Source organism: Prevotella sp. S7-1-8 (assembly GCF_000758925.1).
Classification (GTDB): domain Bacteria; phylum Bacteroidota; class Bacteroidia; order Bacteroidales; family Bacteroidaceae; genus Prevotella.
Genome location: NZ_JRNC01000051.1, coordinates 38,038 through 49,714 on the forward strand (window position 1 = coordinate 38,038; position 11,677 = coordinate 49,714).

9 protein-coding genes and 1 pseudogene are annotated in these 11,677 nt (G+C 47.8%); 5 read left to right on the forward strand and 5 right to left on the reverse strand.

Annotation, left to right across the window (positions count from 1 at the left end):
* Positions 1–129: 129 nt before the first annotated feature.
* From queF to HMPREF1640_RS13725, 4 genes are all read right to left on the reverse strand, one after another.
* Positions 130–597, reverse strand: a complete 468-nt coding sequence (gene queF, locus HMPREF1640_RS08765; protein ID WP_036893961.1) for a preQ(1) synthase — start codon at positions 595–597, stop codon at positions 130–132.
* 5 nt (positions 598–602) lie between these two features.
* A complete protein-coding gene (locus HMPREF1640_RS08770; protein WP_036893963.1) occupies positions 603–1,292 on the reverse strand; it encodes a queuosine precursor transporter in 690 nt (229 codons plus the stop codon).
* A gap of 175 nt (positions 1,293–1,467) precedes the next feature.
* Complete coding sequence (locus HMPREF1640_RS08775) at positions 1,468–2,451, reverse strand: calcium/sodium antiporter (protein ID WP_052051777.1); 984 nt, start codon at positions 2,449–2,451, stop codon at positions 1,468–1,470.
* A 122-nt stretch (positions 2,452–2,573) separates the two neighbouring features.
* Positions 2,574–3,014, reverse strand: coding sequence for a hypothetical protein (locus HMPREF1640_RS13725; RefSeq protein WP_231565874.1), 441 nt, complete (start codon positions 3,012–3,014; stop codon positions 2,574–2,576).
* Between the two features lie 111 nt (positions 3,015–3,125).
* On the opposite strand from HMPREF1640_RS13725, the gene HMPREF1640_RS08785 reads away from it, so the two are divergent.
* Together HMPREF1640_RS08785 and HMPREF1640_RS08795 are read left to right on the forward strand one after the other, a co-directional pair.
* Positions 3,126–4,793 carry a formate--tetrahydrofolate ligase gene (locus HMPREF1640_RS08785; RefSeq protein ID WP_036893965.1) on the forward strand — a complete coding sequence of 556 codons (1,668 nt, stop codon included), beginning with the start codon at positions 3,126–3,128 and terminating at the stop codon, positions 4,791–4,793.
* 453 nt (positions 4,794–5,246) lie between these two features.
* Positions 5,247–6,686: a C69 family dipeptidase gene (locus tag HMPREF1640_RS08795; RefSeq protein WP_036893967.1), complete on the forward strand. Its 1,440-nt coding sequence runs from the start codon at positions 5,247–5,249 to the stop codon at positions 6,684–6,686.
* A 766-nt stretch (positions 6,687–7,452) separates the two neighbouring features.
* Here HMPREF1640_RS08795 and HMPREF1640_RS08805 read toward each other — a convergent pair.
* Positions 7,453–8,352, reverse strand: coding sequence for a patatin-like phospholipase family protein (locus tag HMPREF1640_RS08805; RefSeq protein WP_036893969.1), 900 nt, complete (start codon positions 8,350–8,352; stop codon positions 7,453–7,455).
* A gap of 380 nt (positions 8,353–8,732) precedes the next feature.
* Between HMPREF1640_RS08805 and HMPREF1640_RS08810 the strand changes: the two genes are divergently transcribed.
* The 3 genes and pseudogenes from HMPREF1640_RS08810 to HMPREF1640_RS08820 all read left to right on the forward strand — a co-directional run bounded on the left by HMPREF1640_RS08810 (position 8,733) and on the right by HMPREF1640_RS08820 (position 11,605).
* The gene (locus HMPREF1640_RS08810) at positions 8,733–9,143 is read left to right on the forward strand and encodes a secondary thiamine-phosphate synthase enzyme YjbQ (protein ID WP_036893970.1); all 411 of its coding nucleotides are present in this window, start codon (positions 8,733–8,735) and stop codon (positions 9,141–9,143) included.
* A gap of 127 nt (positions 9,144–9,270) precedes the next feature.
* Positions 9,271–10,176, forward strand: a pseudogene (locus HMPREF1640_RS08815) (DMT family transporter).
* A gap of 97 nt (positions 10,177–10,273) precedes the next feature.
* Complete coding sequence (locus HMPREF1640_RS08820; protein WP_036893978.1) at positions 10,274–11,605, forward strand: DUF2130 domain-containing protein; 1,332 nt, start codon at positions 10,274–10,276, stop codon at positions 11,603–11,605.
* The last annotated feature ends 72 nt before the right edge of the window (positions 11,606–11,677 follow it).

Here is an 11,677-nt window from a genome sequence, read left to right on the forward strand (position 1 = left end):
TTTTTTTCAAATCCACCATCACTTGCCAGTAGGCTGTCACTCCCATCTTTTTCGCCAAACAGCGCGCGAGGCCACATGCCGAAAGCTCGCATGCGAGGGTGCGCGAAAGCCGCGCGCGTTCGGAGGCGGCTATCGCATGCCATGATTGGCAAACCTCGTCTCGGCCATACGCTCGTACTTGGTGCCCGGCCGGCCATAGTTGGCATAAGGGTAAATGCTGATGCCACCTCTCGGCGTGAACAAGCCCTCCACCTCTATATACTTGGGCGACATGAGCTTGACGAGGTCTTTCATGATGATGTTGACGCAATCCTCATGAAAATCGCCATGATTGCGAAAACTAAAAAGATACAGTTTCAGGCTCTTGCTTTCCACCATGCGTTCCGCCGGCACATAACTGATGCGTATCTCGGCAAAGTCCGGTTGCCCCGTGATGGGACAAAGCGACGTAAACTCGGGACAATTGAACTGCACCCAATAGTCGTTTTCGGGATGCTTGTTGCTGAATGTCTCCAATACCTCGGGGGCGTAATCCATGCTGTATCGTGTCCGCGCGCCCAATGATTTCAATCCTTCTTGCTCTCTGTTTGATGCCATAATCCTTACAAGCTAAATACTTTCCATACGTTATAACTCTCGTTTGTGTCGTAAACGTCCTCTCCCTCGTGCCGCTTCATCGCTCTCACGATCCGCACGGTGATGGGCAAAGCCAACACCTCGTAGCTGGTTTTGAGAACCACTTGCCACAACATGAGCCAAGGCAACTCGCTCGCCGGAACCACGCCAGCCAAGGCCAAGGGAAAGAATATGACCGAGTCGCATGTCTCGCCGGCAACGGTGCTGAGTATGGCCCGCGCTGAAAAACGCTTGCCTCCGTCTCGTATCTTCATACGGCTCATCACGTAAGCATTGACAAAACTGCCTATGACAAACGCCACAAACGACGCCAGCGCGATACGCGGGGCCAACCCGAAGATGGCATGGAAACCCGCCTCGTTGTTCCAATAGTCGGCGCCCGGGATGAGGTCGCAGATGGCGCCCATGGCCACGAAAAAGAAATTCATGGCAAAGCCCGTCCAAATGAGCAATCGCGCCTTGCGAAATCCCCACACCTCGCAAACACAGTCATTAATGATATAAGATACGGGAAACACGATGAAACCACCCGTGAGACTGATGGGGCCAACCGATATTTGCTTTGTTTCCAATACGTTTGCCGCGATGAGGCAAACACAAAAGAGTATGCTGAAAAGCATAAACAGCACACTCACGGTCTGCTTGTTATTGTTCATGTCTTGTTTTTTAAGAGGTTTACCAAGCACTCTATTTCGGCCGCGAAGATACGATTATATTTCCAATCGCGACCGACAAGTATCTAAAAAAGTGTTTAGATCCCACCAATTATGGCAACAACGGGCACAAAAGATGGCACGCGGACCTTTTTTTTCGCCCATCATGGGCTAACCGTCAGGCCGCTTGGCTGACGAGATAGGCCATGTAGCCCAAAAAACCGGCCGCGAGCAACGCTCCCTCCCATCGCTCAACTCGATATTTCGTGAACGAGAAGAGCCACAACACAACAATGGAAAGGAGCAGCGCGCCAAGGTCCACGCAGGTAATGCCCTGAATGTCCATGGGCGAGATAAGGCCCGTCAGGCCAAGTATCATCAAGATGTTGAACACGTTAGAACCTAAAACATTGCCAATGGCGATGCCACTGTTGCCACGACGCGCGGCCACCACCGTGGTGGCAAGCTCCGGAAGCGACGTGCCACAGGCCACGATGGTAAGACCGATGAGCGCTTCGCTCATGCCCAAGTTGGCGGCAATGGCCGACGCGTTGTCCACAAACACATTGGAGCCCAGCACCAAACATGCCAAACCGACAACCAACAATGTCACGGACCGAGAAACGGCCATGGCACGCTTCTTGACGGAACAGCCATCAGGCCCTTGCCCAAAATTAGCGCGCGCACCCTTTAGCGTGATGTACATGAACATGCCAAACATGGCAAGCAACAACAGCGCGTCAACGCGAGAGACGCTCGAGTCAAAGCACATAGCCAGCAACACCACCGACGAGACGATGGCAAAGGGCATGTCTTTTTTCACAGTCGCGGGCAAAATACGTATGGGACATATCATGGCCGCCACACCAACGATGAATGCCGTATTGAAAATATTGCTTCCAACGACATTGCCAACAGCCAAATCGGGCGTGCCATTGATGGCCGACATGAGGCTCACAAAAAACTCGGGCATGGACGTTCCAATGGACACAATGGTGAGACCGATGACTATCTGGGGCACACCCACGCGCTCGGCCAAGCCCACGGCGCCATCGGTAAGGCGGTCGGCGCCCCACAAAACGATAACGACGCCCGCCACGAACAACACAACTTGAAGCCACAATTGTGGCGCAGCGAACGTAAAGAGCGGTAACATTTGCATAACAGGATCAATTGATACGTTGTGCAAATGTACATAAAAAAAATGGAACTTGGGGAGCGTGCGCACAGTTAAGAGTGTTACGCATTGACAAAAAACATAAAGCACAACACTCCGGTTGTTATTTACGCCGCGTAAGCAGCCAAACGGAACATCCCATTTGCGCATTCTTTATTTAACGGCGCGCTCGGGTTTCCTCTCGAGCATGTCAATAGTTCGGCGCGCGTGGTGGGCGCGCTGACCATCCGCGCGAAATAGCGTCTCCTTGGCATGCCCATCAAAAGAAATAGCGTTTCCATGGCGTTTGTATGGATACTTTTGTTTAATTTTGACCCATCTCCAACGCTAAACGCTGCTTTGAGGAGTTTCATATATCGGCTAATCAAGTTGGTTATCAGCATGAGCTTTATTGTTTGTTTAACCTGTAAAGTCACCAATATCAACGAGATAGCCGATTTTTCATGTTTGTTTCCTGTCACGATTTCCGTTGGCTTGGGATGAAAACTTCGCAAAACACAAAAAAATAACGGTCTATTGTTGTCAGTCTCATCTGAAATTTGTATCATTGCATGTGATTTTGTGGTTGCCGACTACTAAGAAGTTGAATTGCTTCTTGTTTGAAAAAAACATGTGCACCTACCATTTGGAGCATCTTTAATCTTATAAATCGACAAACAATGAAAACCGACAGTCAGATCGCCCACGAGGCGAAATTGTTACCCATCGAGCGCGTCGCGGAGCGCATCGACATTCCAGTGGAAGCCTTGGACCTCTATGGAAAGTATGTGGCCAAAGTGCCTTGCGCACTTATTGACGAAGAAAAAGTGAAACGATCCAATCTCATTCTCGTAACCGCTATCACGCCACAAAAAGCCGGGGTGGGCAAAACCACGGTGAGCGTTGGTTTGGGCCTTGGCTTGAACCGTATAGGAAAGAAAGCGGTTATCGCCCTGCGAGAGCCTTCCATGGGGCCCTGTTTTGGCATGAAGGGAGGCGCGGCAGGCGGCGGTTACGCCCAAGTGGTGCCCATGGAGAAAATAAACCTGCACTTCACGGGCGATTTTCACGCGGTCACGGCGGCCAACAATCTTATCGCGGCCTTGTTGGACAATTACGAATACCAACACCAAAAAGAAGGATTTGGCCTTAAAGAGAAAACTTGGCGACGCGTGCTCGACGTCAACGACCGCTCCCTGCGCGATGTGGTCACGGGCGTGGGTGGGCATGCCAACGGCCTGATTAGCGAGACGGGGTTCGACATTACGCCCGCTTCGGAAATCATGGCCATACTCTGTTTGGCCAAAGACGAGACCGATCTGCGCGAGCGTATCGACAACATACTGCTTGGCACAACCCTTGACAACAAACCGTTTCGGGTACGCGACATGGGCATAGCTGGCGCCATAACAGCCATTTTGCATGAGAGTATCAATCCCAACCTTGTGCAGACCACCGAGAACACGCCTTGCTTTGTCCATGGTGGACCTTTTGCCAACATCGCACACGGCTGCAATAGCGTCATAGCCACCAAGGCAGCCATGACATTTGGCGATTACGCCATCACGGAGGCAGGCTTCGGAGCGGACCTCGGCGCGGAGAAATTTTTCGACATCAAGTGCCGAAAAGCTCACTTACAACCCAAGCTGTCTATACTCGTGGCAACTTTACAGGCGCTGAAAATGCACGGCGGCGTGGCGCAAGACAACCTTGTGGCGCCCAACGAGAGCGCGCTTGTCGATGGCTTGGCCAATATGGACAAGCACATAGAAAACCTGCATCGCTTTGGACAAACAGTCTTGGTGTGTCTCAACCAGTTTGCCACAGACACGGAGGGCGAGCTTGAAATCATGCGCGATCATTGCGAAAAACTGAATGTGCCCTTTGCCATCAATACCGCCTATACAGATGGCGGCGTTGGCGCCGAGAACTTGGCGCGTCTTGTGGTGAAGACCATTGACGAGCGACCGTCCAAACAATTACATTACGTCTACGAAGAGAACGACACCATTCATGACAAGATTGAAAAAATAGCCAAAGACATCTATGGCGCAAAACGAGTCGTAATCAAACCATCGGCCATGCGCAAACTGCGCGCCATGGAGGGTGGAGAGTTCTGCCGTTACCCTGTCTGCATAGCCAAAACACAATACTCATTCTCTGATGACGCTAAGGCTTATGGCGTGCCGACAGGATTTGACATAACCATTCGCGACGTTGTCATCAATGCGGGCGCACGGATGATAGTGGCTATCGCGGGCGAGATTATGCGCATGCCAGGCCTGCCCAAGTCGCCGCAAGCTGAGCGCATAGACATCGGCGATGGATTTATCCAAGGACTGTCATAATTCGCTCGCCCCTCTTTTGGGCTTAATGCTATTATCTACCACATTTACAAGTGGCAGGCGAGATCAAGAAAGGCAGGACGCGCCAAGGAGACGCGATTTCGCGCGGATGGTCAACGCCCACCACGCGCGACGCGTTATTGACACGCTCGGGAGGATTCCGAGCGCGCCGTAAAATAAAGAAAGCGCAAACGAGACGTTCCGTTTGGCTGCTTACGCGGCGTAAAAAACAACAGAGTATTGAGATAAAAAAAAACTGTTAACATATTATTTCTAAAAATATAATCCATTGACAAACAAACATATTAAACCATTTTCCCTAAAGGAATAATCCAATAATAAAAAATATATATGCTTGTAGTTGCCATATTCAATTTTATTTTTATAACACAAATTTCTTGCAAATAAGGTATAAAAACTTTAATTTCGCTTACGATAAAACTTAAATATCATATTATGAGAACAAAATTAAGCAAGATGGAGAAACTTCCATCAGAATGTACGACAATTATTGTGGGCGAGAAGATGACCGATGACGGCTCTCGTATATACGCTCGCTCAGAAGATTTCGATGCGCTACGTTGCAAAAACTGGTTGGCTTTCGCAGACACGGAGAATGGTCCAGAAGAGTTTGTGGCTGATGACAGCCGCTTCCGCTGTCCATTGCCGAAGAGAGCTTTGGGCTATACCGCATTGCCTGATTACCAGTATCATCACGAGTGGGGCAGCGCTGGATTTAACTCTGCTGGAGTAGGCGAAAGCTCTACGGAAACAATTTTTAGCAGCAAGAAGGCTTTGCAATTTGATCCATATGTAGAGGACGGCCTTGCCGAAAACTGCACTTACAACATCGTGCTGCCCTATATACACACCGCTCGCGAGGGAGTGGAGCGCTTGGGGGCACTCATAGAGAAGTACGGTTCTGCCGAAGGCTTTGGAATAGGTTTCATAGACGACAAGGAAACATGGTATCTTGAGAACGCATGTGGCCACCGCTGGTTGGCCTGTCGCATGCCCAAAGACAAATATTTTGTAACTGGCAACCAAAGCCGCTTTAGGAAATACGACCCCAATGACAAGGAAAACTTCATGGCTTCGTCCGATCTCATTGAGTTTGCGGAGAAAAACGGATTGTACGATCCCGCCAAAGGCGAGTTTGATTTTCATGAGGCATACGCCAAAGACGATATTGATGACACCACCTACAACTATCCGCGCGTATGGGGGTTGCAAGGAATGTTCTCACCCAGCATAAAAAATGACGTGACCAAAAACACGTTCCCAGTTTTCGCCAAGGCTGACAATCCGATTGGAATAAAGGAACTTCGTCGCGCTTTCAGGTTCCATTATGACAACACCGAACACGACCCCTACTTGCACAGCAATGGCAAAGAACCTTGGCGCCCAGTGTCTATCTTCCGCACCACGCAAACACACTTGATGCAAGTACGCACATGGTTGCCCAAAGAAATAGGTTGTATCACGTATGTGGCCAACGGAATGGCAGACCTTGGCGTGTTCCTTCCAATATATCAGGGCATTAAAAGTTTCCCAAAAGCCTATAGCGTTGGCGGTTCTTGCTGTGATGACGAGTCGGCCTATTGGCGTTTTCGCAAAGTAATGACGCTTGGCATGACAAACTATAACGCGTACGCCCCCGTAATCAAAGAAGCGTACGCGCGCCTTGAAGCCGAGAACGACCAACGACAAAAGGAGTTTGAGGCACGTTATCTTGAGATATACAAGGAAAGCCCGATGCAAGCGCAAGACATGCTTCAAAAGTTTAGCGACAGTCTGCTAAACCATGCCTTAGAAGTGGCTGACGGCTTGGTAAAGGAGCTCTTTACTCGTATGACCAAGGACATCCAGGCCGAATATCTCTTCCATGGTGCTTAACACCAATCGAAGAAGTTGACATTCTTTATATCTTTAACCTCAGATGGGGGACGCAATTATAACCGCGTTTCCTGTCTGAGAATTTTTATTTTTTTTCAAAGTTACGTGTTTTAACGCCTGCTCCAATTTTTTAGCCAATCGCGAAAGGCATGCCACATTAGCAGCTTTGGTGTTTTTGCCTTTGATACTGCCTTTTGACTCAAAAAAAAACATGTCTATTCTCAACGAGACAAATGTTTTCAAGGTATGTAAAACCCCTGTGGATATACGTCTGGGACTCATTCGGATATGCCAACAGGCACTCAGCAACAAATTCAACCTTTCTTACAATGCTACGCATGTTGTCTACGATTATTGTCGCGACCAGCCCCCCCACACACATTGAGAACGCCGCGGCTTTGTCGCCTTGCCCATAAAAAGATGGCGCAAGGGTGTTTGGGGCATAAGAAAACGGCAGGATGTTAGTTCTTATGAACTTCGATGGGATGAGATGGCAGTCTATATTGAAGGTATAACTCCTAATTGCCAATGAAAAAAAATCTCAAGAGTAAATGGAATGTGAAATAGAGTTCACTGTGACTTACACGAATTAACATAATCCCTGCATTTACTTTCAAAGTCAAGATATTAAGAGAAAGGGAGAGTTGTAGTGGACAGATCGACCACTCGAGCTTGTATTGCGAACCGGATAAAATAAAAAAAAAGACAGTGGGCTATTTATGTTCAGTTCATGTTTATATGCCGTGATCTTTTTTTGCGCTCGCCTTTATCCACGTTTTTGCAATGCCTCATCCATTGTTCGCTGACCATAACGGATAAGTTCTGCCCCCTTGTCAAAATCGAACAAGCCAAAGTCGTCCATAGGCACATTGACATACAAGTCTGGTGGGGTAAGACACATGGCTCGCTCTGTGTCGTTTTGTATCATCAACTGCATCACGCGTGTCATCACATTGATATAATTGGACGAGATTTCTGGCCTGCGAAGTCGGAATATTGATTTCGAATGATCGCCGGTCCCTGATGGCACGTTTTGGCATTGGCTTAAGAATTTAGTGTCGGGACGTTCGCATGCGCCACTCACGTTGACTGCCACAAGAAGGTCGTGTGGCTTTCGCGCCACGCAATTCAAGGGCAAAGTGTCGCGCACGCTGCCATCAACGAAGAACCTGTTGCCGTCGCAAACTGGTTTGAAAAACATGGGAATGGATATAGAAGCGCGTATGGCCCGTTTGAGATTGCCCTCCCTGAACACCACTTCGTCGCCACTCACAAGATCGGTTGCCGAGCAACAAAACGGTATAACAAGGTCTTCGATATTGATGTCGCCAATGATTTGATCGAGCAACAACATGATGCGCTCACCATTAGTGATATGGTCAAAGCCCGGCGAGAAACCGAAAATGCGCAACATGCGCTTGCGTGTCATGCGCTCGGCGATAGCTCTCAGCTCGTCCATCTTGCCAGCAGCGTACAATCCGCCTACCACGGCACCCATGGATGTACCAGCTATCGAGGTGATGCGATAGCCATGCCCAACAAGCGAGTCGATGGCTCCGATGTGCGCCCAACCTTTCGCTCCGCCGCCGCTGAGCACCAAGGCCACGTCGCGCGATGGGTGGTAAGTGTTAAGAAGTCGTTTCCACTGTTGCTTGAGCCAAATCATTTGAATATCCTTTGTGAACACTGCAAAGTTACTAAAAAATATGCCGTGAGACATGTTTTTACATCAGCTTTTGAAGGGGTGACATGACATTACTGAGAGATTTAATCATTTAGGCATAATATGGCTGTCATAAAGTTGGGCACGTCCTTGTAGAAACGAAATAAAATTTTTATCTTTGCGCACAACCATAAGTTCATGCGTCGATCCAAAGTCTATGCTTGGGCGACATTGAGATGGCATGCCTTTCTATATGTGATGAGCCTAAAGACAGGCACCGCGATTACCATGGTGCTAACATGTACGTATTAGACGGGACGAGTATGTTGCAACAAAGGCGGTTATACCGGTTTTATTACACTTTGCAGAAACAATATTACATGATGATACAACAGGTACTTTTTTCGGTTGGCCCATTTGTGCGTGGATTTCATTTGATCACGCGCGACGTGATGAGACGGTTGCCAGCATTGCCCCCAACGGGGCTACTCAACCTGTTTGTGCAGCACACAAGTTGTGCGCTGACTATTAACGAGAATTGTGATCCTGACGTGCGACATGACCTTAAAGGCATTATGGAGCGAATAGTTCCCGATGGCGACCCCAACTACCGACACCAAAACGAGGGGCCAACGGATATGAGTGCCCACGCGAAAAGTTCGATAGTGGGGACATCTATCAATGTGCCTATCGTGGATGGACATTTGGCTTTGGGCACCTGGCAGGGGCTATATCTATGCGAGTTTAGAGAGCAGGGCGGCGCACGCCGTATTGTGGCCACCATCATGGGATGAAAGTGGTAGTTGAGCCTGTCGTTTACCAAACGGCGTCTTGGCTATATGGGCCACCCCCGAATAGCGCGCCAAGCGGGCGGGGCCGATCACTTGAAAATCTATTTGCGATTTAAGACTATACCTAACGATGAAAAGAAATTATAACTGGCCGTACCATTTGATTGCCATCATAGTGGTGTTGATTTAGGGATGCACGTTCGTAAACTCCAAAGTGTTGCTGATGAATGGCATGACGGCACACGAAATATTCTTTTTGCGTTTTCTCTTCGCTTACTTTTGCATTTGGACCATATCGCCGCGAAGGCTATGGGCAAACAATGCCAAAGAGGAGTTACTTTTGGCGCTATTGGGCGTGACAGGCGGCTCTCTGTATTTTGTATCCGAGAATGAGGCCGTTCGGATAGACTATGTTACCAATGTGGCGTTTATTGTTTGTACCGCTCCATTGCTCACGACAATATTGGCACTTGTGTTTCTGAGAAGTGTCAAGTCCACGCGAGATATTGTCTTAGGAGCCGCTTTGGCGGTAACGGGCGTTGCCTTGGTGGTGTTTAATGGCCAATTTGTATTGAGGCTGAACCCTTGGGGAGACATCCTGGCACTCACGGCAGCCTTTTGTTGGGCTATATATAGTTTGTTGCTGCGAAGGTTGGCGGGATACAACGTGGTGTTTGTGACTCGCAAGGTCTTTTTCTATGGATTAGTGACGGCGCTGCCTATGTTTATGGTGAAGCCATGGTCGTTTCCACTTGGAAATCTGACCCATACCATAATATGGGGCAACCTGTTGTTTCTCAGTTTTGTATCAAGTTTTGGTTGCTACGTGCTGTGGAGTTGGACAAGCAAAAAGTTGGGGGCGATCAAGGTGAGTAATTATATCTATCTTAATCCTGTCTCGACCATTGTGTTCTCCGCCTTGGTATTAAACGAGACAATGACATGGCTCGCTTGGATAGGCTCCGCAATGATTTTGGTGGCGGTGTACATCTCCAACCAAGGCTTACCAAGCCCGCGTATACATGGGCACAAATAGAGATGACGATTTTAGAGCGGAGGAACAAAAATGTTTGGAATAAAAGTCAAAAATAAATAAAACTTTAATATAGAACTTTTCATAATACAATAGGATGATGAAAGAACTTAAATGTCCACACTGCGGAGCTGTTTTTACAGTGAATGAGGCCGACTATGCCTCGATTGTAAACCAAATTAAGAATGTTGAGTTTGATGCCGAGGTAGCGCGTAGGGTGCAAGAATTGGAGAAACAGCACAATGCAGAGCGGGAATCATGGACCTTAAAGGCTGAAAAAGGGTTTAGCGAGCGAATGAAATCTGTTGAGAAACAGTTAAATGAAAAAGAAATAACGATTTCTAACTTGAGCGAGAAACTAAAGAGTCTGGAAACACAAAAGGAACTTGAGATGCGTGCCGAATTAGCTAAAAAAGATGAGAAAATAGCCACACTAAACGTCGCGATGGAAGAAAACGCCAACAAGGTAAAATTGGCTGTGATGCAAGAACAAGCTAAGGGCATGGAGCTAATCCACAAGAAAGAAAAAGAAATAGCAGAACTAAAAACTCGCATTGAGACAGACAACAGCCAAGCATTAGCGCGAGAGGCCAACTTGAAAGAACGATACGAGCGGGAACTTCAGCAAAAACAAGACATGGTGAACTATTACAAAGACTTGAAAACAAGAATGTCAACCAAGATGGTTGGTGAGACGCTCGAGGCACATTGCAACACGCTCTACAACACCACACTGCGATCCGTGCTGCCCAATGCCTATTTTGAGAAGGACAACGACGTGACAAGTGGCACCAAAGGAGATTTCATTTTTCGTGACTACGATGGCGAGACAGAGTATGTCTCTATCATGTTTGAGATGAAAAACGAGATGGACGAGACTGCGACAAAGCATAAAAATGAGGATTTTTTCAAAAAGTTGGACGAGGATAGAAATAAGAAAAACTGTGAGTTTGCCGTGTTGGTATCTTTGTTGGAGCCTGACAATGAATTGTATAACAATGGCATTGTAGACGTGTCGCACCGCTATCCAAAGATGTATGTGATACGGCCACAGTTTTTTATACCACTCATCACGTTGTTGGTGCAAACGTCCAAGAAAAGCGTGGAATACCAACGTCAGTTGCAAATAGCACAAAGCCAGCATGTAGACGTGACGAATTTCGAAAACAAACTGTTGGATTTCAAGGAGCGATTTGGGCGTAATTACGAATTGGCCAGTAAAAAATTTCGCACGGCGATCGACGAGATTGATAAAAGCATAGACCACTTGCAAAAAATCAAGGACGCGTTGGTTGGGTCTGAAAATAATTTGAGATTAGCCAATAACAAAGCCGAAGAGTTGACCATCAAAAAACTAACCTATAACAATCCCACGATGAAAGCTAAATTTGAAGAGGCGAGAAAGGCTGAAATGGTACAACCCGGGAAATAGGGAAAGGCAACTAAAAGCTGTGTCGTTTTGTAAACTTCGAATATTGGCCGTCTTTCACACTACTTGTATGGG